The following is a 24,058-nucleotide window of genomic DNA, read 5'->3' as shown; positions in this document are numbered from 1 at the left end:
CTCCTACACGGGGATTGGGTTCACACGATTCAAAATTGTAGGAGCTGGCTTGCCAGCGATGGACGTCAACGATAACGCGGGGTGTCTGAATCAACGCGGTGTCTGGGCGTTTTTCGCCGGCAAGCCGACTCCTACAGGGAATCGCGTGTGCTGTTGATTTTCACCACTCATCAGGCCGAGCGTTAGCTCGCCTTCCGCTTTTGATCTTGAGGTGCACGCCCCCTCGAGAGGCTGAGTGGAGGTTCTGCGCAGTGGGCAACCCGGCATGGATGCCGGGTTAGCCGCGCACGGCCAAGGATGGCCGATCGCGGCGGGCCCACGGAGCAGGACCGGAGCGAGGGCATGGCGAGCCTTAGCGAGCCACCGAACGAAAGGGGCAAGAGCGCTTTGGTTACTTTCGCGCTTTTCGAAAGTGACTCGCCGTAAGGGCGAAACCAATAGCCGCCGTTACCGCAGAAACGGATATGTACACAATCAAAGCAACCCGGCACCAGACCTCAAGACCGCTTCGCCGGCAAGCCGGCTCCTACAGAATCAGGCTCAGGATTCAACTGCTCCCACAACTCCGCCGCACCGGGAAATTCCGTACCGTCTTCGGCGCTCATATCATCCGGATCATAACGGCTCAAACACCCCTCCCCCAATGTCGCGGGAGCCTTGGAAGTAGCTTTGTCCAGTGGATCAGCCATGGTCATGTCCTCAGTGCAGAAACGGCGAAGGGCCTGGAACGATTGAACGCCCAGGCCCTTCGAATTTCAACCGCGGCGTGTGGTGGTCAGAACACTACAGTCTTATTACCGTGCACCAACACCCGGTCCTCCAAGTGATACCGCAGACCGCGGGCCAGTACCATTTTCTCGACATCGCGACCGAAACGCACCATGTCTTCGATGCTGTCACTGTGGCTGACGCGCACAACGTCTTGCTCGATGATCGGGCCGGCGTCCAGTTCTTCGGTCACGTAGTGACACGTCGCACCGATCAACTTCACCCCACGCATGGAAGCCTGGTGATATGGCTTGGCGCCGACGAACGACGGCAGGAAGCTGTGGTGAATGTTGATGACCTTGTGCGCATATTCGCTGCACAACTCGGGCGGCAGGATTTGCATGTAACGGGCAAGTACCACCACTTCGGCATCGTGCTGTTTGACCAGACGCGAGACTTCGGCAAACGCCGGCTCTTTATCCTGCGGATTGACCGGTACGTGGTAGTAAGGAATGCCGTGCCACTCAACCATGCTGCGCAAATCATCATGGTTGGAAATCACACAGGAGATTTCGCAATCCAGTTCATCGCTGTGCCAGCGGTGCAGCAAGTCGGCCAGGCAATGAGATTCACGGCTTGCCATCAACACCACACGCTTCTTCTGCGCGGTATCGGTAATGCGCCAGTTCATCGAGAACTCTTCGGCAATCGGCGCGAACGCCTCGCGGAAAGCCTCGATACCAAAAGGCAGCGAGTCGGCACGAATTTCGTGACGCATGAAAAACCAGCCGCTGAGATTGTCCGAGTGATGGCTCGCTTCAGTGATCCAGCCGTTATGTGACGCCAGAAAGTTACTGACTTTAGCAACGATGCCGACGCGGTCCGGGCAAGCAATCACCAGCCGAAAAGTGCGCATGAGGGGGAAACTCCAGAACTTCGCAAAGGCCGCCATTCTAGCGATTGCGCAAAAAAACTGCAGTATAGATGACACCTCGCGTTGAGCGAGGGCCGCTGGCACAAGCGTTGAGGGCTGTCGGTTACCTGCGCGATGGTGATCCTGTAAGCATTCTTCAAGCATTCAATTGTGAATATCTGTGATACCTGCGTCACACTATTTAACTGCACATCCAATTTGCGCCCTATTCATCGCAACTAATTTAAATAAACCCCGGTTAAATGTTTACTTGATGAAACACCCTGACTATTATTGCCGCACTGTCCCCTGCCATCCAGCGCACAACATAAGGTAGTCCCCATGTCCTTGATCAACGAATATCGTGCCACCGAAGAAGCTATCAAAGAGCTGCAAGCCCGTTTGAAGAACCTGTCCCAAGACGACAAACTGCAAACCGAGCTGGAATTCGAAGGCAAACTGCGCACCCTGATGGGCGAATACTCCAAGTCCCTGCGTGACATCATTGCGCTGTTGGATCCAGAATCCAAAACCAAAGCACCACGCGGCGGCGCAGTAAAAACTACTGGCACCAAGCGTGCTCGCAAAGTTAAACAATACAAAAACCCGCACAACGGCGAAGTCATCGAAACCAAAGGTGGCAACCACAAAACTCTGAAAGAGTGGAAAGCCAAGTGGGGCGGCGACGTGGTTGAAGGCTGGGCTACCCTGCTGGGCTAAGCCGCAAAGCTTGCCGCAGACCCATCCGCGACAAAAAAGAACGCCAGCAATCGCTGGCGTTTTTTTATGCCCGAGATTCAGGCCCGTGCATTTTCATTTTCAAAGATTCAAACGTTTGCGCAATGCCTGGACATAATTGTTCCACTCATTGAGCACCTCTTGCTGGAATGGCGTCGCAGTAATGTTCAATTGGGCTGCAGCTTCTACAAATGCTTCCAGGGTATTGGGCGCCCCGCACTCGGGCGCTGACAAACGTTGCTGACAGAATACTCGCCAGCGTTCTTGCTCTTCGAAACTCAACGTTTCGGGAAAGTTACGTGCGCGATATCGAAACAATAATTCAGGCAAACGTTCATCATCGAAAGGCCATTGCTCTTGCGCTAATTGCGCCGGGTCAGCCGCCCGGACTTGCTCACAAAGACGCCGGTCCCGATCACCGATAAAACCATCGTATAACTGTTGTTCAGGGTCTTGGCTCTGAGCGAAATCCTCTCGGGCATAAATGGCCTGAACTTTATCTCGCCAAATTGTTTGTGCGGCACTTAGTCGCAGCGTGCGTTCCTGATAAAGCGCCATATCCAGCCCCAGTCGTTGCTGATCATCGGGACGAAGCACCGACAACGGCGCCACCACCGGGCATTTGTTGATGTGGATGAGTTTGAGCGGTACCGGCAGTTCGCCTTCGGCCAGTTCATCGCGACGGGTATACAAACGCTGGCGCAAGGTCTCGGCATCCAGGTCGAACAACCCTTGGGGATCCAGGTGCAGGTCACAGACAATCAGCGCGTTCTTGTTGCGCGGATGCCAGGCCAGCGGCAACACCACGCCGACATAACTGCGTGCCGCCGAAAAACGCCCGGAAATGTGCACCATCGGCTGCAACAGCCGAATCTGATCCATCACCTTTTGTTTGCTGCGCAACTGAAACAGCCAGTCGTAGAGCTTCGGCTGTTTTTCCCGAATCAGACGTGCCAGTGCGATGGTCGCGCGAACGTCCGACAGCGCTTCGTGAGCATTGCCGTGATCGATGCCGTTGGCGGCGGTCAGGCGTTCGAGTTTGAGCGTCACCCGCCCTTCGTCATCCGTCGGCCAAACCAGGCCATCGGGCCGCAAGGCATACGCCGCACGCACCACATCGATCAGGTCCCAACGACTGTTACCGCCCTGCCACTCGCGGGCATAGGGGTCGAAGAAATTTCGGTACAGGCTGTAACGAGTCATCTCGTCGTCGAAACGCAAGGTGTTGTAACCCGCGCCACAAGTGCCCGGTGCCGCCAGTTGCGCGTGTACCCGAGTCATGAAATCGGCTTCGCTCAAACCGTGCTCGGTCAGTTGGCCCGGCGTAATGCCGGTGATCGCGCAGGCCGCCGGATGCGGCAGGATGTCTTCACTGGGCTGGCAATAAAGATTGACCGGCTCGTCCATGACATTGAGATCAAAGTCAGTGCGCAGCCCCGCCACTTGCAGTGGACGGTCGCAACGCGGGTTGATGCCGGTGGTTTCATAGTCGTACCAGAAGATCGAGGTCACGGGCTATTCCTGAACTGAAGATCGGCGAAGTCTAGGCGTTCACATCCCGCCCCGGCCAGTAATCTTGCATTCAATCACCTATGACCACGCACCGTGCAATACATAGTTATGTCGTTTCCCCCCGTGAGGCTGCTAGCATCGGACGCACAGAGAATCCCGATCAGGCCACATCATCAGGTTGCCCATGCTCGAGACCACAGCACTGCAAAGGAAAGCGAAGCTGTCCCCGCCACTGGAAACGCGGTATCAGGTTGAAACGCCGGAAGGCATCGACTTGCCACTGCGCCCGGCCGGGTTGATGGTCCGTGCGCTGGCGTTCTCCATCGACCTCGGGCTGCGCGGGCTGATTCTGGGTCTGCTGTTTATCGTCCTCGCGTTTCTGGGGAAACTCGGTGCAGGGCTGGGCTCGATCCTGCTGTTCGCAGTGAGCTGGTGGTACATGGTGTTGTTCGAAGTGCTCAATCAGGGGCGCTCGCCGGGCAAGCAATGGATGGGCCTGCGGGTGGTGCAGGATGACGGCACGCCGATCGGCTGGTCCGCTTCGCTGTTGCGCAACCTGCTGCGATTTGTCGACCTGTTGCCGTTCGGCTATTTCCTCGGCGCCATCAGTTGCCTGCAACACCCCAGCTTCAAACGCCTCGGCGACCTGGCCGCCGGCACGCTGGTCATCTACCGCGAACAGCCGCTCACCCGACCGCAAGTGCCCGACGCCGAACCGCGACGTCCGGCCTTCGCCATGACGCTGACCGAGCAACGCGCCATCCTCGGGTTTGCCGAACGCCAGGGTGAACTCTCAGAAGCGCGGGTCAATGAACTTGCCTCTATCCTCGCCCAACCGTTGAACGTCCCAGCACCACGGGCGGTGGCGGAACTCAACGGCATCGCCCGCGGCTTGTTGGGTCCCGCATGAAGCAAAGTCTTTTCGAGAATCGCCACAAGGCTGAATGGACGCAGTTTTCCCTCATGCTCGACAGGCTGGAGCGCAACAAAGACACCTCACGTGTCGCCAGTTTTGCGAAAGACTATCGCCGGCTCTGCCAGCACCTGGCGTTGGCTCAGGAGCGTGGATACAGCAGTTTCCTGATCGACTCGTTGCAGCAACAGGTCCTGCGCGGGCATCAACAACTTTATCGACATCGCAGCCGCCTGGGTGCCAATGTGCTCGGCTTCATCCTCGCGGATTTTCCGCGGCTGGTGCGCGAACAGTGGCGCTTCGTGCTGGCCGCCAGCCTGATGTTTTTCGGCAGCCTGATCGGCTTCGCGCTGCTGGTGTATCTGTTCCCGGACCTGGTCTACAACCTGATCCCGGCACAACAGGTCAGCGACATGCAAAGCATGTACGACCCCAACGCCGGACACCTGGGTCGCTCCGCGGAACGGGCGGCCAGTGAAGACTGGGTGATGTTCGGCTTCTACATCATGCACAACATCGGCATCGCTTTTCAGACGTTCGCCAGCGGTTTGCTGTTTGGCCTGGGCAGCGCGTTTTTCCTGTTCTTCAATGGCTTGATGATCGGCGCGGTGGCCGGGCACCTGACACAGCTCGGCTACGGGCAAACCTTCTGGTCGTTCGTGATCGGCCACGGTGCTTTCGAACTCAGTGCCATTGCCCTGGCGGGTGCCGCCGGCCTGCAACTGGGCTGGGCACTGATCGCACCGGGGCGCCTGCCACGCGCCGAAGCCTTGCGAGTCGCGGCGCGCAAAAGCGTATTACTGATTTGCGGGGTCATGCTGTTTCTGTTGATCGCTGCATTTATCGAAGCCTACTGGTCATCCATGACCGGGCCGGCACCGATGACCAAATATCTGGTCGGCGCGACGCTGTGGTTTTTGGTAGCAATGTATCTGCTGTTTGCCGGACGGAGTCGTCATGCGCCTGAGTGACGCGACCGTGGTGATCCGCCCTCGAACAACCTGGGAAGCCATGGACCTCGGCGTCCTGCTGAGTCAGCGGCACCGACGCCTGTTGATGACCAGTTGGGCCATCGTGACCTTGCCGGTTTTCGCCCTGCTCACCTTGTTGTTGTGGGATTCACCGTCCCTCGCCGCCTTCATTTTCTGGTGGCTGAAACCGGCGTTCGAACGCCTGCCGCTGTACATCCTGTCCAAAGCCATGTTCGGTGAAACGCCCACCTTGAAACAGGCGCTGCGCCAATGGCCGCGACTGCTCAAGCCACAACTGCTCGCCAGTCTGACCTGGCGACGCTTGAGTCTGAGTCGCAGTTTCCTGATGCCGGTGGTGCAACTCGAAGGCCTGAGTGGGCAAGCGCGGCAACAGCGCTTGCAGGTGCTGTTGCAACGCGACGGCGGCGCGGCGCGCTGGCTGACGATCATCGGCGTGCATCTGGAAAGTGCACTGTGGGTCGGCCTGATGGTGCTGTTTTATCTGTTTCTGCCGCAACAGGTTGAATTGGACTGGAGCTGGCAAACGCTGCTGTCCGCCGCCACACAAGACTGGCGCTGGCTGGAACACCTGACCAACGTGTTTTACGTGTTGGTGCTCGTGGTGTGGGAACCGGTTTACGTGGCCTGCGGCTTCAGCCTTTATCTGAACCGGCGCACGGTGCTGGAAGCCTGGGATATCGAGTTGGTGTTCCGCCGTCTGCGCCAACGCTTGAGCAGTACCGCTGTCGTGTTGCTGATGGCCGCTTTTCTGTCGATGCCAGCGGCGCAAACCGTGTGGGCCGCCGAGCCCGCAATCTCACCGGACAGCCCGCGCCTGCTGGACCAGCCTCTGACCAGCCAGGCGTCCCGGGACAGCATCAAGGCTATCCTCGATCAGCCGCCGTTCAAGAACAAGGAAACGGTCACCCGCTATCGTTTTGGCGGCGAAGACAAACCCGCCGCCGAAACACCGGACGATGGCAAGGCCCCCGAGTGGCTGAAGGCGCTGCTCAAGTTGCTGGATAACCAGCGTTTCGGTGCATTGGCGGCCCTGATTGAAGTGCTGCTGTGGGGTACGGTGATCGGGGTAATCAGTTTGTTGATCTGGCGTTACCGCGACTGGTTGCAGGCGTTCGTCAGTCGCCGACCGAGGTTGCCGCGCAAAGTTGCACGGCCGCTGCCACAGCAAGCATTCGGCCTGGATCTCAACCGTGAAACCCTGCCTGCCGACATCGCCGCCAGTGCGGAAAGCCTCTGGCAAACCAACCCGCGTGAAGCTCTCGGATTGCTTTATCGCGCCCTGCTCAGTCACTTGCTGCACGACTACAACATGGCGCTGAAACCGGCCGACACCGAAGGCGAAGTGCTGGCGCGCGTTGAACACCTGCAGCAACCCGCGCTGCTGACTTTCAGCAAAAAACTGACGGGGCACTGGCAGAACATGGCCTACGGGCATCGCCTGCCCCCCGCGCAGGTGCAACAGGAACTCTGTGACGGCTGGCGGGCGTTGTTCAGCCCGGGAGAGGCGCATTGAACCGGCGTCTCTGGCTGGCGGTCGGCGTGTTCATCGCCGTGCTGTTGGCTGCGCTGAGTGTTTATCTGTTCTTCAAGGCAACGCCCTATCAGACAGACATCGATCACGGCCCTTCGCCCGAAGCCCAGGCCAACCCTTATCTGGCCGCCGAACACTTCCTGCGCAAACAGGGCCTGACCGTCGGACATGCCAACAGCCTCGACGTGCTGCCGACGCTGGACCCGCGCCAGCACAGCCTTTTATTGCTCGGCGACCGGTACAACATGACGCCACGGCAAATTGACCAAGTGATGAACTGGACCCGCGCCGGTGGGCGTCTGTTGTTCATCGCCGAATCACTGTGGGATGAAAAACTTGGCCAAAGCAATGACTTGCTGCTCGACCGGGTGCAGGTGCACCAGTCACTGAGCAAAGACCTCAAGGACCCGCCACCCGCTACCGGCGAGGATCCTTACCCCAACCTGACCAAACTGTATCTTGAGGATGAAGACGCCCCGGCCTACGCCACCTTCAATACCGCGTTCCATCTCGAAGACCCGAACAATCTCGCGCAAGCCTGGGCTAACAGTGGCAAGGCCACGCACATGATGCAGCTCAACCAAGGGCTCGGCTCGATCATCGTGGTCACCGACGCCGACCTGTGGAAAACACCGGCCATCGACCAGTACGACAATGCCTGGCTGCTCTGGTACCTGACCGCGGACACCCAGGTGACGCTGCTGTTCAACACCGATCACGACAGCCTGTTGACCTTGTTGCTGCGCTATTTCCCCCAGGCATTGGTCGCGCTCATCGCCCTGATCGGCCTTGGCCTCTGGCATGTTGGCGTGCGCCACGGCCCATTGAATGAACCGGCACCGAGAGCCCGTCGACAACTTCAGGAACACCTGCGTGCCAGCGCCGATTTCATCTTGCGCCGCAGCGGCCAGGACAGTCTGCTGCAAGCCTTGCAGCAAGACATCCTGCGCCGGGTGCGGCGCCGTCATCCCGGTTTTGAACAACTCGGCGTCGCCGAACAATGGCTGGTGCTCGCACGCCTGACCGGCCAACCCACACGCGCTATCAGCCAGGCCATGAGCCCGCGACCGAAGCAACGGCTGTCCAGCGTTGAATTCAGCCGTCAGGTCGCCCACCTGCAAACCTTGAGGAACGCCTTATGAGTGAACAGATCGAGCCCGGCGCGCCTAGCCATGCCGAGCAGCAACGCCAGCGCGCCAGTTACCTGGCCCAAGCAGTTAGAGTTGAATTGCAAAAAGCCGTGATCGGTCAGAACACGGTGATCGATGACGTACTCACCGCGTTGATTGCCGGCGGTCATGTGCTGCTCGAAGGCGTGCCGGGGCTGGGCAAGACCTTGTTGGTGCGCGCCCTCGCCCGCTGCTTCGGTGGCGAATTCGCGCGCATTCAGTTCACCCCGGACCTGATGCCCAGCGACGTCACCGGCCACGCGGTGTACGACCTGCAAACCGAGCAATTCAAACTGCGCAAAGGGCCATTGTTCACCAACCTGTTGCTCGCCGACGAAATCAACCGCGCCCCGGCGAAAACCCAGGCGGCGCTGCTCGAAGCCATGCAGGAACGGCAAGTCACCCTCGAAGGCCGCGCCCTGCCCATCGCGCAACCGTTCATGGTGCTCGCCACGCAAAACCCCATCGAACAGGAAGGCACTTACCCGCTGCCGGAAGCCGAGCTCGACCGCTTCATGCTCAAGGTGCGCATGGACTACCCCGACGCCGAACAAGAGCTGAACATGGTGCGTCAGGTCAGCCGCTCGACCCGGGCCGACATGCTCGATGTGCAACCCCTGCGCACCGTGTTGCAAGCCAAGGACGTGCTGGCCTTGCAACGCATCGCCAGTGATTTGCCGCTGGACGATCAGGTCCTCGACTACGCCGTGCGCCTGGCCCGCACCACCCGCAGCTGGCCCGGCCTGACCCTCGGCGCCGGGCCTCGGGCGTCCATCGCGCTGGTGCGCTGCGCACGAGCACGCGCCTTGTTGCGCGGCGGCGAATTCGTGATTCCGGATGACATCAAGGGTTGCGCGCTGGCGGTGTTGCGCCATCGCGTACGCATTGCGCCGGAGCTGGATATCGAAGGGCTGGAGGTCGATCACGTGCTGCGGCAACTGCTCGATCAAGTGCCGGCGCCACGTCTGTGAAACCCTCGCGCCTGCTGCTGATCTGGCTCGCAATCCTGCTGGTCATCGGCATCGTGCTGGGCACCTTGCGCGCACTGGACATTGCGCTGCCCTCAAGCCTGTTGTCGATCCAATGGGGTTTATTGCTGGCGCTACTGGCCCTGGCAATACTCGATGCTATCCGCCTCGCACGCCTGCACTCGCCCCGGATAACACGACAAATGCCCGGCAGCCTGGCCCTCGGTCGCTGGAGCGAAGTCCGACTTGAGGTCGGGCACAACTTTCCCCAACCACTGACAATCCAGGTTTTCGACCACGTCCCCGACGGCCTGAACTTCGAAAACCTCCCCCTGTCAGTCGAACTTCAGCCCGGCCAGCACAGCCAGGTCGGCTATCGCCTGCGCCCGCTCAAGCGTGGCCACTTCAGCTTCGATCACTGCGAAATCAACCTGCCCAGCCCATTGGGCCTGTGGTCCGGCAAACGGCTTCTGAGCGTCACCGATCACACCCGCGTCTACCCCGACTTCGCCCGCCTCTACGGCGGCCAACTGCTGGCGGTGGACAACTGGCTCAGCCAGCTCGGCGTACGCCAGCGGCAACGACGTGGCCTGGGTCTGGAGTTTCATCAGCTACGGGAGTTTCGCGAAGGCGACAGCCTGCGCCAGATCGACTGGAAAGCCACCGCCCGCCAGCGCACCCCGATTGCCCGGGAATATCAGGACGAGCGCGATCAGCAGATCATTTTCATGCTCGATTGCGGACGGCGCATGCGCAGTCAGGACGGCGAACTGGCGCATTTTGATCACGCGCTCAATGCGTGCCTGCTGTTGAGTTACGTGGCGTTGCGCCAGGGTGATGCGGTGGGTCTGAGCACCTTTGCCAGCGATCAGCCGCGTTATCTCGCACCGGTGAAAGGAGCCGGGCAACTCAATGTGTTGCTCAACACGGTCTACGACCTGAACAGCACCCAACGCAGCGCTGACTATCAAGCCGCGGCAACTCATCTGCTGGCCCGACAAAAACGCCGCTCGCTAGTGGTGTTGATGACCAATCTGCGGGACGAAGACGACGAGGAGCTGCTCACGGCTGTCAAACGCCTGAGCAAGCAGCATCGGGTACTGGTCGCGAGCCTGCGCGAAGGCGTACTAGACAACCTGCGTCAGACAACCGTGCAGACCTTGTCCGATGCACTGGTCTATTGCGGGACGGTGGACTTCTTGAATACACGGGCCGAACTTCATGAACGGCTGAATGCCCATGACGTGCCGGTACTGGATGCAAGCCCTCATGAACTGGGCGCCGCGCTGGTGACACGCTACCTGGAATGGAAGAAGGCCGGGGTGTTCTAGTGGATGTGATTCGAGTTTGAACCGACGCCTTCGTCGGCAAGCCGGCGAAGGCGATTGGAAAATCGCCTGCAGCTCTCAGGCAGACGCCGGCAACGGCTGAAAACTGAAGTACTGCTTCAACGCCTCCACCAATTGCCCAAACTCCGGCGGTGCCCATTGCAGGCTGAACCCGGCGTCATAGTGGTGAGGTGTCGCATCTTCGTGGCACCACAGGCAGCAGGCCTTGAGGTCGATGACCTGCTGGCAGCCATCGGCCATGGGGATTTTCAGGCGCAGATCAAAATCGGCACCGATCATCATCGGTAACTGACTGATGAGCATCAGCCCGTCTTCAGAGACGTTGCCCAGGAAACCAATCGGTTTGTCGGTGACGCTGTTGAACACTTTCAGAAAATACGGCAGTTGATGCCGCTCGATCCGGCGGTCAGTGAACATGCTGATTTCGCTACGCAAGGCCCTTAAGCAGGGCCGCACTAATGCTTCGGAACGGGCCTGCCTGCCGTTATCACAAGGGCCAGGCAATGAGCGCGCTCTCCCCGATCCCGGTGCGGCAGTCCATGGAACCGCTGCCGCCTACGCCTGCCGATCACAGGTGTTACGTCGATTTAGAAACAAGGCTCTAAACCGGTTATTCGACTATAGCTCACCACCGCCGGTGAGCCAGTGGTTGAATGACCGCTGCAATCAGAACCGCGTAGGGCGCACCGCCGCCGCACTGCGCAGCGGGTAGTGACCCAGCGACTGCAAGGTTTCCAGCCGGGCGCGGGCGCGGTAGGCGTACTCGCTTTGCGGGTACGACGCCTGGATGAACTGGTAGGTTTGCGCCGCATCCACGAACATTTTCTGCCGTTCCAGGCACAAACCGCGCAGCATCGACACTTCTGGCCATACGTAAGGCCGTGCGCGGCTGGCGCGTTCGACTTTGGACAGTTCGAGCGTCACTTGCTCGCAATTGCCACGGTCGTAAGCACTGTAGGCATTATTCAAATGATGGTTCATCGAGAAACGGGTGCAGCCCACGACACTGAGGGCAAGGGCGGCTATGAGCACGAATCGCATGGGGGTTCTCCTGTCTTGAGCTCTGTATCGACCCGTAGGCGAAAATCTTCAGGAATGTTCATTTAAAGAAAGAAGCGAATAACAAAGCTCCTCACAAAAAGTAGTGCACATGAACAATGACTACACCCACGGACCATAGTAGCCTCACTCAGCGCTTGAACTCAGGAGTCTTTGCATGTCCGTCCGTCGTACCAAAATCGTCGCTACCCTTGGCCCGGCCAGTAACTCGCCGGAAGTTCTCGAACAGCTGATTCTGGCTGGCCTGGACGTCGCCCGCCTGAACTTCTCCCACGGCACCCCCGACGAGCACAAGGCTCGTGCGAAGCTGGTGCGGGACCTCGCTGCCAAGCACGGCCGCTTCGTTGCCCTGCTGGGTGACCTGCAAGGCCCGAAAATCCGTATCGCCAAATTCGCCAACAAGAAGATCGAGCTGAAGATCGGTGATCAATTCACCTTCTCTACCAGCCATCCTCTGACCGAAGGCAACCAGCAAGTGGTCGGCATCGACTACCCGGACCTGGTAAAAGACTGCGGCGTGGGCGACGAGCTGCTGCTCGACGACGGCCGCGTGGTGATGCGCGTCGATACCGCCACCGCCACCGAACTGAACTGCACCGTGACCATCGGCGGCCCGCTGTCCGACCATAAAGGCATCAACCGTCGCGGCGGCGGCTTGACCGCTCCAGCCCTGACCGAGAAAGACAAGGCCGACATCAAGCTCGCTGCCGAGATGGAAGTCGACTACCTCGCGGTGTCCTTCCCGCGCGATGCCGCCGACATGGAATACGCCCGTAAGCTGCGCGACGAGGCCGGCGGTACTGCCTGGCTGGTGGCGAAGATCGAACGTGCCGAAGCCGTGGCCGACGACGAAACCCTCGATGGCCTGATCAATGCGTCCGACGCAGTGATGGTGGCCCGTGGTGACCTGGGCGTGGAAATCGGCGATGCCGAGCTGGTGGGCATTCAGAAGAAGATCATTCTGCACGCTCGCCGCCACAACAAGGCAGTGATCGTGGCGACCCAGATGATGGAGTCGATGATCCAGAACCCGATGCCGACCCGCGCCGAAGTGTCCGACGTAGCCAACGCCGTGCTCGACTACACCGACGCGGTCATGCTGTCGGCGGAAAGTGCTGCCGGTCTGTACCCGCTGGAAGCTGTGCAAGCGATGGCGCGCATTTGCGTCGGCGCTGAAAAGCACCCGACCAGCAAGACCTCCAGCCATCGCATCGGCAAAGAGTTCCAGCGCTGTGACGAGAGCATTGCGCTGGCGACCATGTACACCGCCAACCACTTCCCGGGCGTGAAGGCCATCATCGCGTTGACCGAAAGCGGCTACACCCCGCTGATCATGTCGCGGATCCGTTCCTCGGTGCCGATCTACGCGTTCACCCCACACCGCGAAGCTCAGGCGCGCGCCGCTATGTTCCGTGGCGTGTACACCATTCCGTTCGACCCGGCTTCGCTGGCGCCAAATGAAGTCAGCCAGGCGGCAATCGACGAACTGGTCAAGCGTGGCGTAGTGGAAAAAGGCGACTGGGTCATCCTGACCAAGGGCGACAGCTACCACACCACCGGCGGCACCAACGGGATGAAAATCCTGCACGTCGGCGATCCGATGGTCTGAGTGACCGGTTGCTGAAAAAGAAAGCCCCGCCATGTGAATGGCGGGGCTTTTTGCTTTCTGATCCAGAAGGTGTGTTGTTTGCGCGGGCCCCATCGCTGGCAAGCCAGCTCCTACAGGAGCGGTGATCACCCTGTAGGAGCTGGCTTGCCAGCGATGAGGCCAGATCAGGCACCGTAAATTCAATGCCGGTTGATAAACCCCGACAACGCCGCAATCGCTTCCGGCGAGCGCAACCGCTGGGTGAACAACGCGCCCTCTTCTTCTATCACCTTGCGCAATTGCTCCCGGTCCGGGGCTTTCATCAGCTGCTTGCTGATGCGCACCGCTTCCGGTGGCAGGGACTCAAACCTCAATGCCATCTCCCGCGCCTTGGCCAACGCCGCTTCGCCACTGCCCAGCGCTTCGGTCGCAATGCCCCACTCGGCCGCTTGTTCACCGCTGAAACCTTCACCGAGCAACAACAATTGCGCCGCTTTGGCATGCCCGAGCAATCGAGGTAAAAGCAGGCTGGAACCGAATTCCGGGCATAAGCCGAGGTTGACGAAGGGCATGCGCAAGCGCGCATCACGGCTGACATACACCAGATCACAATGCAGCAGCAGCGTCGTGCCGATTCCCACGGCGGCGCCAGCCACGGCAGCGACCACCGGTTTGCGGCATTCGAGCAGGTTGAGCATGAAGTGGAACACCGGGCTGTCGAGGTTGCCCGGCGGTTGTTGAATGAAGTCTGCAATGTCGTTGCCGGCGGTGAAGCACTCGGCGGAACCGGTGATCAGCACGGCGTTGATTTCAGGGTCGGTGTCAGCCTGTTTCAACGCCTCGGCCAAGTGGCTGTACATCGCCCGGGTCAGGGCGTTTTTCTTGTCAGGGCGATTGAGGCGCAGGGTCAGCAGGCCGCGTTCGCGTTCAATCTGGATGGCATCGGTCATGGTCGGTCTCGCGTCTGAAAATCAGCGCTCAACCGCGGGGCAGGAAGACGTCGGCCAGCAGTTGATTGCGCGGCAGTCCCGCCAGGTACAGGCGCCGGGCGAAGGCGTCGACGCTGTCGGGGGCCCCGCAGAGTAAGGCCAGGGTTTGCCGGGAAACAAGCCGCAGTTGCGCCAAAGCCGCGGGCAACTCGGTCGGTGTCCACAGCTCGATGCTGAGGTTCGGGCGGCTGGCGGCCATGGCTTGCAGGGGTTTGGCCAGATAATGCTCATCGGCATCATGGGCCAGGTGAATGACGCGGATGGCGCCCTGATGATCCTGGCGCAGGGCTTCACGCAAAACGCCAAACAACGGACCCAGCCCGGTGCCGGCGGCCATCAGCCACAGCGGCCGGGTGTGCCAGTCGGCGTCGTAATGCAGCGCGCCGCCACGCAGTTCGCCGAGACGCAGCGAGTCGCCGATCTGCAACTGACGCGCAGCATCACTGAATGCACCGGGCTGGCGACAATCAAGGTGAAACTCCAGAAAGCGGTCTTCTCCCGGCAGGCTGGCGAGGGAATATGGCCGCGCCACGTGACCGGCCCACAACACCAGATGCTGCCCGGCGCTGTAGCGCAACGGACGCTGAGGGGTCAGGCGCAAACGCAACACGCTGCTGCTCAACCAATCGAGGGCGGCGACCTCGGCCGGGCTGCCGTCCTGTAGCGGATCGAAGGCATGCACCTGCAAATCCTCGACCACCTGACACTGGCACGCCAGGCGCCAGCCTTGCTGACGCTGTTCTGCACTCAAGGCATCGGGGCGGCTATCACTCGGCAATCCTTGCATGCATTGCACCAGGCACGCATGGCAACTGCCGGCGCGGCAACTGTAGGGAACGGACACGCCGTTTTGATTCAACGCGTCGAGCAGGTTGCTGCCCACTGCCACCGACCATTGACGATCGCCGACCCGCAACTCAGGCATCGACGTTCTCCCACGCGGCCGCGCAACGATTGCGGCCGTCGCGTTTGGCGCGATAGAGCGCCTGATCGGCACGTTGCAAGGCATCGTCGAGATCGTCGCCCGGCTCCAGCAGCGTCATGCCCGCCGACAGGCTGAGATTTCCGACCTTCAGGCCGATCAACTCGACATCGGTGAAGGCAATGCGCAGCCGTTCGCAGCAGGAGGTCAGGCGTTCGCCGCTGCAATCGGGCAGCAACACCACGAACTCTTCGCCGCCATAACGGGCCAGTACATCGCCCTCGCGCAGGCAGGCGCTGGCCACACCGGCGAAGGCTTGCAGCACTTGATCGCCAGCAGCGTGGCCGTGCATGTCGTTGATGCGTTTGAAGTGATCGAGGTCGATCAGCGCCAGGCCATGCAGCACGCCGGGTTCCATGGCGTTGAGCTCACGGGAGGCCAGGCGCAGGAAATGCCGGCGATTGAACAGCCCGGTCAATTCGTCGGTGGCCACCAGGTCTTCGAGCTGGCGCATCATTCCGCGCAGGGTGTCCTGATGCGCCTGCAAGGCAAAGCGACGCTGCCGCATCCGCAGGCGTGAGGCCTGGACGTAACGGGCGTAAAGCTCCAGCCAGACCAGCACGATAAACAGCACGCACACCTGCAACGCGGCCAGCGCCGGATCGGCCAACTGGAAGTGGTAACCCTCCCACAGCGTGATCGCGCTGAAACTGAAAAACACCAACAGCGCACACCGCAAAAAGGCCCGACGCGACAGGTGAAACAGCCCGAACAACAGAATCAGCACGTAGAACACCAGGAACGCGCCACGTGCCTCATCCAGATTGGCGATCAGCCAGGTTTGCCAGCCCAGCCCCAGCAACACTTGTGCTTCGGTCAGGCTGGGGTCGGAAAAACGCAGGTTGCAACCGCTGTAAAACACCGCGAACAGTGCCGCCTGACTGATGACCACCAGTGCGCTGCCGACGGCGACATTCGCCAGGGGTTCATCGTAATGACCGGTGAAAAACGCCAGCCACAGCAGCAGTAGAGCCAGGGCGTAGGTGCCGGCCGCAAGGGCAAAACGTTTGAGCAAAAGGCGCTGGATAGCGTTATGGGTCAATCGTTGACTCACCGTGCGAAAGGAGGCTGACCGCGTGTCGTACTCTACAGACCGAATGCCACTGTAGTCAGACGAATCATAATTGGGTAGATGTTTATGCCACTTCGCGCGTCCTGTAGCACTTGTTTTCCCTCTATCAAGATCGCTGACGATTGGTGCGTAAACCATCCGCTGGGACATCCAGATTAAATGAACGTCCCTTGCGGGCTTTCGGTGTCAAAGAGAGATATCAAATTCGCCGTCAGACAAAAGCATATTTGCACAACTGAAAGTACCTTTGTAATGCTTTAGAGGCGTGGAATGTGTCAACTTAAAAACAAGGCCAAAGGCTGGAAACGACGGAAATGAACCAAAAACAAAAACACATGCTGCATTATTACCCAACCCAAAATTCATCGACTCTCCTGCTTTGAGAGTGAGTGGAAAAGTGAACATTAGGGTGCCGTTCAGCGGGTCACCCGAATCATCGTGCGTAGCGGTTAATACCATGCGTGCCATCTCTACAAGCAGCACGTGTTTCCAGCTGTATCTCTCGCGTCCATAAGTAAAGGAGATGTGGCCAGTAGCTTTTGATCTAGGAGTCCGAATAAAATTCGTGACTTCCTCCAGACTCGGCATGGCATCGTTTTTTTCGAAGATATTCATCGCATCAACCCCGCAAGTTATTTTTAGGCAGCCTTATTGACTGCGACTTCACCCTACAACGCGACTGTCTTTCTGCGCACTGTCAAAAATGACAGGTATAAAAATATCTTTTTTATACCTTAACGGGTGAAGCCCTCTTTCCGTGCCCGGGAGTTTCGGGAAGTCTACGACCAACGATTGACTGCCGGCGCGTGTGCCCGCCTGCGAGGCGCGTTATACTGCCGCGCCTTTTTAGCGTCGCGCCAGCATGCCCGGCGTGCCTTGAAAGGTGCTTGCAACCGACCGATGCACCCAAGCTGCAAGCACCTTATTGAATGTTCCCGTCTTTTAGAGGAGCGCGACTCATGACCGTGATCAAGCAAGACGACCTGATTCAGAGCGTTGCCGACGCCCTGCAATTCATTTCCTATTACCACCCCGTGGATTTCATCCAGGCGATGCACGAAGCCTACCTGCGCGAAGAATCGCCAGCGGCCCGTGACTCGATGGCGCAAATCCTGATCAACTCGCGCATGTGCGCCACCGGCCACCGTCCGATCTGCCAGGACACCGGCATCGTCACCGTGTTCGTTCGCGTGGGCATGGACGTGCGTTGGGATGGCGCCACCATGGGCCTCGACGACATGATCAACGAAGGCGTGCGCCGGGCTTACAACCTGCCGGAAAACGTCCTGCGTGCCTCGATCCTCGCCGACCCGGCGGGCGCTCGTAAAAACACCAAGGACAACACTCCGGCCGTGATCCACTACTCCATCGTTCCGGGTAACACCGTGGAAGTGGACGTAGCGGCCAAGGGCGGCGGTTCCGAGAACAAGTCGAAAATGGCCATGCTCAACCCGTCCGACTCGATCGTCGACTGGGTGCTGAAGACCGTTCCGACCATGGGCGCCGGCTGGTGCCCACCGGGCATGCTCGGCATCGGCATCGGCGGCACCGCCGAGAAAGCCGCGGTCATGGCCAAGGAAGTGTTGATGGAATCCATCGACATTCACGAGCTGAAGAAGCGCGGCCCGTCCAACCGTATCGAAGAGATGCGTCTGGAACTGTTCGAGAAGGTCAACCAACTGGGCATCGGCGCCCAGGGCCTCGGTGGCCTGACCACCGTGCTCGACGTGAAGATCATGGATTACCCGACCCACGCCGCTTCGTTGCCGGTGTGCATGATCCCGAACTGCGCCGCCACCCGTCACGCGCACTTCGTGCTCGACGGTTCAGGCCCGGCTTCGCTGGAAGCGCCACCGCTGGACGCCTACCCGGAAATCGTCTGGGAAGCAGGCCCGTCGGCCCGTCGCGTCAACCTCGACACCCTGACGCCGGAAGAAGTGCAAAGCTGGAAGCCGGGCGAAACCGTCCTGCTCAACGGCAAAATGCTCACCGGTCGCGACGCCGCGCACAAGCGCATGGTCGAGATGCTGAACAAGGGTGAAACCCTGCCGGTGGACCTCAAGGGTCGCTTCATCTATTACGTCGGCCCGGTCGATCCGGTGCGCGAAGAAGTGGTTGGCCCTGCCGGTCCGACTACTGCGACGCGGATGGACAAGTTCACCCGTCAGATCCTCGAGCAAACCGGCCTGTTGGGCATGATCGGCAAATCCGAACGCGGCCCGACCGCTATCGAAGCGATCAAGGACCACAAAGCCGTTTACCTGATGGCAGTGGGCGGCGCGGCTTACCTGGTGGCACAAGCCATCAAGAAATCCCGCGTGGTGGCTTTCGCTGAACTGGGGATGGAAGCCATCTACGAGTTCGACGTGAAGGACATGCCGGTTACCGTTGCCGTTGATAGCAAGGGTGAATCGGTCCACATCACCGGTCCTGCCATCTGGCAGCAAAAGATCAGTGAAAGCCTGGCGGTAGAAGTGCAGTAAGCGCTTCACCGACCAAGCAAAGGCGACAGGGGTCATGCTCCTGTCGCCTTTTTTATTGCCCACTCATCCCCCCTGTAGGAGCGAGCCTGCTCGCGATAGTCGTCAACGATAACGCGTGTAATCTGGATAAACGCGGCGTTCCGGAGTCCATCGCGAGCAGGCTCACTCCTACAGGGGAAAGCGCGCTCATGTTATGGTGCGCGCCCTCCGTACACATTGTGTAACGCCCAGCATGTTTGAGATCCCTCGCACCCTGCGCCTGACGCTGTACACCTTTCTTATCCTCGCCGGTGCAGCCCTCGCCGCCACACTCGCCATGCGCCACGCCGAGCGCCAGGCCCTGGTGGAAGACGCGGCCCGCGCCAATCTGCAACTGGGCCTGTACGCCACGTCCCTGCACACCCTGATCGAACGCTACCGCGCCCTGCCCGCCGTGCTGGCGCTGGACCCGGAGCTGCGTTCGGCGCTAAACGGTCCGGTGACACCGGAACAGCAGGACGTGCTGAACCGCAAACTGGAAAAGATCAACGGCGCCGCCGAGTCCTCGACCCTGGAACTGCTCGATCACACTGGCCTCGCCGTGGCGGCGAGCAACTGGCGTTTGCCCAGCAGTTACGTCGGTCACAACTATGGTTTTCGCCCCTACTTCAGCCAGACCCGCACCCAGGGCACCGGGCGATTTTATGCCGTGGGCGTGACCAGCGGGATTCCCGGTTACTTCCTGTCCAGCGCCGTCACCGATGACGGCGGGAAGTTTCTCGGCGCGATGGTGGTGAAGCTCGAATTTCCCGAACTGGAGCGCGAATGGCGTCAGGGCAGCGACACGCTGCTGGTCAGCGATGCACGCGGGATCATCTTCATCGCCAATCAACCGGGCTGGCGCTATCGCCAGTTGAAACCGCTGAGTGAAAGCGACCACGCCGAACTCAAGGCCACCCGCCAATACGACAAGCAGCCGCTGACGCTGCTCGGCTATCAATCATTGCGGCGCTTCGACGACAACAGCGAACTGGCCCGGGTCGAAGGCCCGGACGGCAAAGCGGATTACCTGTGGGAATCCCTGCCGCTGACCGCCGAGGGCTGGACGCTGCACTTGCTGCGTCGTCCGCAAATGGCGTTCGAAGACAGTCGCAACGCCGCCCTCGCCGCTGCCGGTCTGTGGCTGACGCTGGTGTTTCTGTTGCTGTTCCTCAACCAGCGCTGGCGCCTGGCGAAGATGCGCCAGCGCAGTCGCGAAGAGCTCGAACAGTTAGTGGAAGAACGCACCCGCGACCTGCGCACGGCGCAGGACGGTCTGGTGCAATCGGCCAAACTTGCCGCCCTCGGCCAGATGTCGGCAGCGCTGGCCCATGAAATCAATCAGCCGTTGACCGCCCAGCGCATGCAATTGGCGACGCTGCGGTTGCTGCTCGATCACGGCCGGGTCGAAGACGCCTACAAGGCACTGAAACCGGTGGATGAAATGCTGACGCGCATGGCCGCCCTCACCGGCCACCTGAAAACCTTCGCCCGCAAAAGCCCCAGCGGCTTGCGCGAGCGCCTGGACCTGGCTTCAGTGGTGGACCAATCGCTGCAACTGCTCGACACGCGTCTGCGCGATGAACAGGTCAGCACCGTGCTGCACCTGACGCGCCCGGCGTGGGTGCGGGGCGATGCGATTCGTCTGGAACAGGTGCTGATCAATCTGCTGCGCAATGCCCTGGATGCGATGCAGGATAAACCCTGCAAACGCCTGGAAATCCGCCTCGAAGCCGACGAACAACTCTGGCGCCTGAGCGTCATCGACAACGGTGGCGGCATCGCCGAAGAAAATCTGTCGAAGGTCTTCGATCCGTTTTTCACCACCAAACCGGTGGGCGATGGCCTGGGCATCGGTCTGGCCGTATCCTTTGCCATCGTTCACGAATCGGGCGGACGCCTGAGCGCCGATAATCACGACAACGGCGCGGTGTTCACCCTCACCCTGCCCATCGATCCGGAGGCGCCTGGCGCATGCTGAATTCTGTGATGGTGGTCGACGACGAAAGCAGCATCCGCAGTGCCGTCGAACAATGGCTGAGCCTGTCGGGTTTCGAGGTGCAGTTGTTCAGCCGCGCCGATGAATGCCTGGCGCAGTTGCCCAAGCATTTCCCCGGGGTGATCCTCAGCGATGTGCGCATGCCCGGCATGACCGGGCTGGAACTGCTCGCCGAAGTGCAGCGCCGCGATGCCGACTTGCCGGTGATTCTGCTGACCGGCCACGGCGATGTGCCAATGGCGGTCGATGCGATGCGCGATGGCGCCTACGACTTTCTCGAAAAACCCTTCAGCCCGGAAACCCTGCTCGGCAGTCTGCGCCGTGCGCTGGACAAGCGCCGACTGGTGCTGGAAAACCGCGCGTTGCACGAACAGGCCGATAACCGCGCCAAACTCGACGCGACCTTGCTCGGCGTGTCCCGTGGCTTGCAGACATTGCGTCGGCAAGTGCTGGATCTGGCGGCGTTGCCGGTCAACGTGTTGATTCGCGGTGAAACCGGCAGCGGCAAGGAGCTGGTCGCCCGTTGCCTGCACGACTTCGGTCCGCGTGCCGACAAGCCGTTTGTCGCGCTGAACTGTGCGGCGATTCCCGAGCAATTGTTCGAGGCCGAGCTGTTCGGACACGAGAGCGGCGCGTTCACCGGCGCTCAGGGCAAACGCATCGGCAAGCTCGAATACGCCGATGGCGGCACGCTGTTTCTCGATGAAATCGAAAGCATGCCGTTGGCCCAGCAGGTGAAATTGCTGCGGGTGTTGCAGGAGCAGAAGCTGGAGCGGTTGGGGTCCAATCAAAGCATTCGCGTGGACCTGCGGATCATCGCTGCGACCAAACCCGATTTGCTGGATGAGGCGCGGGCCGGGCGTTTTCGCGAGGATCTGGCCTATCGGCTGAACGTGGCCGAGTTGCGCTTGCCGCCGTTGCGTGATCGACGTGAAGACATTCCGTTGTTGTTCGAGTCGTTTGCGCACAAGGCTGCCGAGCGGCTGGGTCGCACGATTGCGCCGCTGAGCGGCCCGCAGTTAAGCCATCTGTTGAGTCACGACTGGCCGGGCAATGTGCGCGAACTGGCGAACGTGGCCGAACGGCAAGTGCTGGGGCTGGAAGAGCCCACGCCTGCGGGCATCGATCCGGGGCAGTCGCTGGCAGCGCAGCAGGAAGCGTTCGAAGCGCATTGCCTGCGCGCGGCGTTGACGCGGCACAAGGGCGATGTGAAAGCGGTGCTTGAAGAGCTGCAACTGCCGCGCCGCACGTTCAATGAAAAGATGCAGCGGCATGGCCTGACCCGCGAGATGTTCCTCTAACGGCCAACACATAACCTGTAGGAGCTGGCTTGCCAGCGAAGGTCGTTAACGATTACGCGTACAGGCTGGATAAACGCAGTGCTGCGGAGTTCATCGCTGGCAAGCCAGCTCCTACAGGGTCGGCGCCGTGCGCGGAAATCCGCTTGACCACCCGAACGCCATAAGCGGATTTCCGCTCACTAAAACCTCCACCCCCCTCTAAACCGGCCCTCCCCCCGTTGGCACAGCTCCTGCTATAGCCCCTGCAGGCTGCGTTTAAACGCGCTCCACAAAAACAATTAAACGAAGGATCCTTCAATGGATAACTCCAACGCCCTGCCCCTTGGGTCGGCTGCCGTGCCGGCCAAAGAAAGAACCACCGCCAGTCGTATCAAATCGATCTTCAGCGGTTCGGTCGGCAACATGGTCGAGTGGTACGACTGGTACGTCTATGCCGCCTTCTCCCTGTACTTCGCCAAAGCGTTTTTCCCCAAAGGCGACACCACCGCACAATTGCTGAACACCGCCGCGATCTTCGCCGTGGGCTTCCTGATGCGCCCGATCGGTGGCTGGCTGATGGGCCTCTACGCCGACAAGGCCGGGCGCAAACGCGCGTTGATGGCCTCGGTGTACCTGATGTGCTTCGGCTCGCTGCTGATTGCCCTGAGCCCCGGTTATGAAACCATCGGCATCGGCGCGCCGATCCTGCTGGTGTTCGCCCGTCTGCTGCAAGGCCTGTCGGTCGGTGGCGAATACGGCACCTCGGCCACCTACCTCAGCGAGATGGCGACCAAGGAACGTCGCGGCTTCTACTCCAGCTTCCAGTACGTGACCCTGATCTCCGGCCAGCTCATCGCACTGGCGGTGCTGATCGTGTTGCAACAAGTGCTGACCACCGAAGAGCTGTACGCGTGGGGCTGGCGTATTCCGTTCGCCATCGGCGCGCTGTGTGCCGTGGTCGCGCTTTACCTGCGTCGTGGCATGGAAGAGACCGAGTCGTTCACCAAGGTCGAAAAAGAGAAAAAAGAAAGCGCCATGCGCACGCTGATGCGCCATCCCAAGGAACTGATGACCGTGGTCGGCCTGACTATGGGCGGCACCCTGGCGTTCTACACCTACACCACGTACATGCAGAAATACCTGGTGAACACCGTCGGCATGAGCATCTCCGACTCCACCACCATTTCCGCTGCCACGCTGTTCCTGTTCATGTGCCTGCAACCGATCATCGGCGGGCTCTCGGACAAGGTCGGTCGTCGGCCGATCCTGATTGCCTTCGGCATCCTTGGCACGCTGTTCACCGTGCCGATCCTGACCACGCTGCACACCATCCAGTCGTGGTGGGGCGCATTCTTCCTGATCATGGCGGCGCTGATCATCGTCAGCGGCTACACCTCGATCAACGCCGTGGTGAAAGCCGAGCTGTTCCCGACCGAAATCCGCGCCCTGGGCGTTGGCCTGCCGTACGCACTGACCGTGTCGATCTTCGGCGGCACCGCTGAATACATCGCGCTGTGGTTCAAGAGCATTGGCATGGAAACCGGTTACTACTGGTATGTCACCGCGTGTATTGCCGTGTCGTTGCTGGTGTATATCACCATGAAAGACACCCGCAAACATTCGCGGATCGAGACGGACTAAGCTCGTCAGCGAAACAAAAAAATGGGGCAGACCTTAGCGGGTCTGCCCCTTTTCTTTGCCCCAGCACAAAACCCTGTAGGAGCCGGCTTGCTGGCGATGGTGTGTCAGTCAACATCAACGTGTCTGACACCTGTCTCTTATACCCATCTGACGC

Annotated in this window: 21 protein-coding genes; 12 read left to right on the top strand and 9 right to left on the bottom strand. The window is 60.1% G+C overall.

Annotated elements, in window-relative coordinates:
• Nucleotides 1–497: 497 nt before the first annotated feature.
• Together KGB24_RS25540 and purU are read right to left on the bottom strand one after the other, a co-directional pair.
• Entirely contained in the window at nt 498–689 is a 192-nt protein-coding gene (locus tag KGB24_RS25540) for a hypothetical protein (RefSeq protein WP_008031687.1), read from the bottom strand.
• A gap of 86 nt (nt 690–775) precedes the next feature.
• Nucleotides 776–1,624, bottom strand: a complete 849-nt coding sequence (purU, locus tag KGB24_RS25535; RefSeq protein ID WP_008031689.1) for a formyltetrahydrofolate deformylase — start codon at nt 1,622–1,624, stop codon at nt 776–778.
• A gap of 339 nt (nt 1,625–1,963) precedes the next feature.
• Between purU and mvaT the strand changes: the two genes are divergently transcribed.
• Entirely contained in the window at nt 1,964–2,341 is a 378-nt protein-coding gene (gene mvaT / locus KGB24_RS25530; RefSeq protein WP_007933316.1) for a histone-like nucleoid-structuring protein MvaT, read from the top strand.
• A gap of 99 nt (nt 2,342–2,440) precedes the next feature.
• Here the strand turns inward: mvaT and sbcB are convergent, their stop codons facing one another.
• Nucleotides 2,441–3,871: an exodeoxyribonuclease I gene (gene sbcB, locus KGB24_RS25525; RefSeq protein ID WP_223416404.1), complete on the bottom strand. Its 1,431-nt coding sequence runs from the start codon at nt 3,869–3,871 to the stop codon at nt 2,441–2,443.
• A 184-nt stretch (nt 3,872–4,055) separates the two neighbouring features.
• On the opposite strand from sbcB, the gene KGB24_RS25520 reads away from it, so the two are divergent.
• Genes KGB24_RS25520 through KGB24_RS25495 form a run of 6 tightly spaced genes read left to right on the top strand, consistent with a single transcriptional unit; the run spans nt 4,056 to nt 10,775 of the window.
• Nucleotides 4,056–4,781, top strand: coding sequence for an RDD family protein (locus KGB24_RS25520; protein ID WP_223416403.1), 726 nt, complete (start codon nt 4,056–4,058; stop codon nt 4,779–4,781).
• Nucleotides 4,778–5,755: a stage II sporulation protein M gene (locus KGB24_RS25515; protein ID WP_223416402.1), complete on the top strand. Its 978-nt coding sequence runs from the start codon at nt 4,778–4,780 to the stop codon at nt 5,753–5,755. The genes KGB24_RS25520 and KGB24_RS25515 overlap by 4 nt, the downstream gene beginning before the upstream one ends.
• Nucleotides 5,742–7,289 (top strand): DUF4129 domain-containing protein, encoded by a 1,548-nt coding sequence (locus KGB24_RS25510; RefSeq protein WP_223416401.1) that lies wholly within the window; start codon nt 5,742–5,744, stop codon nt 7,287–7,289. The genes KGB24_RS25515 and KGB24_RS25510 overlap by 14 nt, the downstream gene beginning before the upstream one ends.
• On the top strand, nt 7,286–8,449 hold the full coding sequence (locus KGB24_RS25505) for a DUF4350 domain-containing protein (protein ID WP_223416400.1): 1,164 nt from the start codon (nt 7,286–7,288) through the stop codon (nt 8,447–8,449). Before KGB24_RS25510 ends, KGB24_RS25505 begins: the two co-directional genes overlap by 4 nt.
• Nucleotides 8,446–9,447: an AAA family ATPase gene (locus KGB24_RS25500; RefSeq protein WP_008031702.1), complete on the top strand. Its 1,002-nt coding sequence runs from the start codon at nt 8,446–8,448 to the stop codon at nt 9,445–9,447. The genes KGB24_RS25505 and KGB24_RS25500 overlap by 4 nt, the downstream gene beginning before the upstream one ends.
• A complete protein-coding gene (locus tag KGB24_RS25495; RefSeq protein WP_223416399.1) occupies nt 9,444–10,775 on the top strand; it encodes a DUF58 domain-containing protein in 1,332 nt (443 codons plus the stop codon). The genes KGB24_RS25500 and KGB24_RS25495 overlap by 4 nt, the downstream gene beginning before the upstream one ends.
• Nucleotides 10,776–10,850: 75 nt before the next feature.
• Here the strand turns inward: KGB24_RS25495 and KGB24_RS25490 are convergent, their stop codons facing one another.
• Together KGB24_RS25490 and KGB24_RS25485 are read right to left on the bottom strand one after the other, a co-directional pair.
• Complete coding sequence (locus KGB24_RS25490) at nt 10,851–11,210, bottom strand: PilZ domain-containing protein (RefSeq protein ID WP_032828936.1); 360 nt, start codon at nt 11,208–11,210, stop codon at nt 10,851–10,853.
• A gap of 249 nt (nt 11,211–11,459) precedes the next feature.
• Nucleotides 11,460–11,834 (bottom strand): tetratricopeptide repeat protein, encoded by a 375-nt coding sequence (locus KGB24_RS25485; protein WP_008031709.1) that lies wholly within the window; start codon nt 11,832–11,834, stop codon nt 11,460–11,462.
• Between the two features lie 175 nt (nt 11,835–12,009).
• Here KGB24_RS25485 and pyk point away from each other — a divergent pair, with 175 nt between their 5' ends.
• Nucleotides 12,010–13,461 (top strand): pyruvate kinase, encoded by a 1,452-nt coding sequence (gene pyk, locus KGB24_RS25480; RefSeq protein ID WP_008031711.1) that lies wholly within the window; start codon nt 12,010–12,012, stop codon nt 13,459–13,461.
• 179 nt (nt 13,462–13,640) lie between these two features.
• Here the strand turns inward: pyk and KGB24_RS25475 are convergent, their stop codons facing one another.
• The 4 genes from KGB24_RS25475 to KGB24_RS25460 form a co-directional block, all read right to left on the bottom strand.
• On the bottom strand, nt 13,641–14,390 hold the full coding sequence (locus tag KGB24_RS25475; RefSeq protein WP_223416398.1) for an enoyl-CoA hydratase-related protein: 750 nt from the start codon (nt 14,388–14,390) through the stop codon (nt 13,641–13,643).
• A 28-nt stretch (nt 14,391–14,418) separates the two neighbouring features.
• Nucleotides 14,419–15,354, bottom strand: coding sequence for an iron-sulfur-binding ferredoxin reductase (locus tag KGB24_RS25470; RefSeq protein WP_223416397.1), 936 nt, complete (start codon nt 15,352–15,354; stop codon nt 14,419–14,421).
• On the bottom strand, nt 15,347–16,453 hold the full coding sequence (locus KGB24_RS25465) for a GGDEF domain-containing protein (RefSeq protein WP_008031716.1): 1,107 nt from the start codon (nt 16,451–16,453) through the stop codon (nt 15,347–15,349). The genes KGB24_RS25470 and KGB24_RS25465 overlap by 8 nt, the downstream gene beginning before the upstream one ends.
• A 216-nt stretch (nt 16,454–16,669) precedes the next feature.
• Entirely contained in the window at nt 16,670–17,098 is a 429-nt protein-coding gene (locus KGB24_RS25460; RefSeq protein ID WP_223416396.1) for a hypothetical protein, read from the bottom strand.
• Nucleotides 17,099–17,442: 344 nt separating this feature from the next.
• Between KGB24_RS25460 and KGB24_RS25455 the strand changes: the two genes are divergently transcribed.
• From KGB24_RS25455 to KGB24_RS25440, 4 genes are all read left to right on the top strand, one after another.
• Nucleotides 17,443–18,966, top strand: a complete 1,524-nt coding sequence (locus KGB24_RS25455; RefSeq protein WP_007898341.1) for a fumarate hydratase — start codon at nt 17,443–17,445, stop codon at nt 18,964–18,966.
• 232 nt (nt 18,967–19,198) lie between these two features.
• Complete coding sequence (locus tag KGB24_RS25450) at nt 19,199–20,965, top strand: ATP-binding protein (RefSeq protein ID WP_223416395.1); 1,767 nt, start codon at nt 19,199–19,201, stop codon at nt 20,963–20,965.
• The gene (locus tag KGB24_RS25445) at nt 20,959–22,284 is read left to right on the top strand and encodes a sigma-54-dependent transcriptional regulator (RefSeq protein WP_008031720.1); all 1,326 of its coding nucleotides are present in this window, start codon (nt 20,959–20,961) and stop codon (nt 22,282–22,284) included. The genes KGB24_RS25450 and KGB24_RS25445 overlap by 7 nt, the downstream gene beginning before the upstream one ends.
• A 297-nt stretch (nt 22,285–22,581) precedes the next feature.
• Complete coding sequence (locus tag KGB24_RS25440) at nt 22,582–23,904, top strand: MFS transporter (RefSeq protein WP_192417121.1); 1,323 nt, start codon at nt 22,582–22,584, stop codon at nt 23,902–23,904.
• Nucleotides 23,905–24,058 lie beyond the last annotated feature (154 nt).

The sequence above is a fragment of the Pseudomonas sp. BF-RE-25 genome, assembly GCF_019956105.1.
GTDB classification, from domain to species: domain Bacteria; phylum Pseudomonadota; class Gammaproteobacteria; order Pseudomonadales; family Pseudomonadaceae; genus Aquipseudomonas; species Aquipseudomonas migulae.
The sequence above is the reverse complement of the archived record's forward strand: the minus strand, read 5'-3'. Positions and strand labels throughout refer to the sequence as shown.

Coding starts and splice junctions, on each gene's coding strand:
- KGB24_RS25540 (WP_008031687.1), bottom strand. CDS start 689: ATGGCTGATCCACTGGACAAAGCTACTTCCAAGGCTCCCGCGACATTG.
- purU (WP_008031689.1), bottom strand. CDS start 1,624: ATGCGCACTTTTCGGCTGGTGATTGCTTGCCCGGACCGCGTCGGCATC.
- mvaT (WP_007933316.1), top strand. CDS start 1,964: ATGTCCTTGATCAACGAATATCGTGCCACCGAAGAAGCTATCAAAGAG.
- KGB24_RS25520 (WP_223416403.1), top strand. CDS start 4,056: ATGCTCGAGACCACAGCACTGCAAAGGAAAGCGAAGCTGTCCCCGCCA.
- KGB24_RS25515 (WP_223416402.1), top strand. CDS start 4,778: ATGAAGCAAAGTCTTTTCGAGAATCGCCACAAGGCTGAATGGACGCAG.
- KGB24_RS25510 (WP_223416401.1), top strand. CDS start 5,742: ATGCGCCTGAGTGACGCGACCGTGGTGATCCGCCCTCGAACAACCTGG.
- KGB24_RS25500 (WP_008031702.1), top strand. CDS start 8,446: ATGAGTGAACAGATCGAGCCCGGCGCGCCTAGCCATGCCGAGCAGCAA.
- KGB24_RS25490 (WP_032828936.1), bottom strand. CDS start 11,210: ATGTTCACTGACCGCCGGATCGAGCGGCATCAACTGCCGTATTTTCTG.
- KGB24_RS25485 (WP_008031709.1), bottom strand. CDS start 11,834: ATGCGATTCGTGCTCATAGCCGCCCTTGCCCTCAGTGTCGTGGGCTGC.
- pyk (WP_008031711.1), top strand. CDS start 12,010: ATGTCCGTCCGTCGTACCAAAATCGTCGCTACCCTTGGCCCGGCCAGT.
- KGB24_RS25475 (WP_223416398.1), bottom strand. CDS start 14,390: ATGACCGATGCCATCCAGATTGAACGCGAACGCGGCCTGCTGACCCTG.
- KGB24_RS25470 (WP_223416397.1), bottom strand. CDS start 15,354: ATGCCTGAGTTGCGGGTCGGCGATCGTCAATGGTCGGTGGCAGTGGGC.
- KGB24_RS25460 (WP_223416396.1), bottom strand. CDS start 17,098: ATGAATATCTTCGAAAAAAACGATGCCATGCCGAGTCTGGAGGAAGTC.
- KGB24_RS25455 (WP_007898341.1), top strand. CDS start 17,443: ATGACCGTGATCAAGCAAGACGACCTGATTCAGAGCGTTGCCGACGCC.
- KGB24_RS25450 (WP_223416395.1), top strand. CDS start 19,199: ATGTTTGAGATCCCTCGCACCCTGCGCCTGACGCTGTACACCTTTCTT.
- KGB24_RS25445 (WP_008031720.1), top strand. CDS start 20,959: ATGCTGAATTCTGTGATGGTGGTCGACGACGAAAGCAGCATCCGCAGT.
- KGB24_RS25440 (WP_192417121.1), top strand. CDS start 22,582: ATGGATAACTCCAACGCCCTGCCCCTTGGGTCGGCTGCCGTGCCGGCC.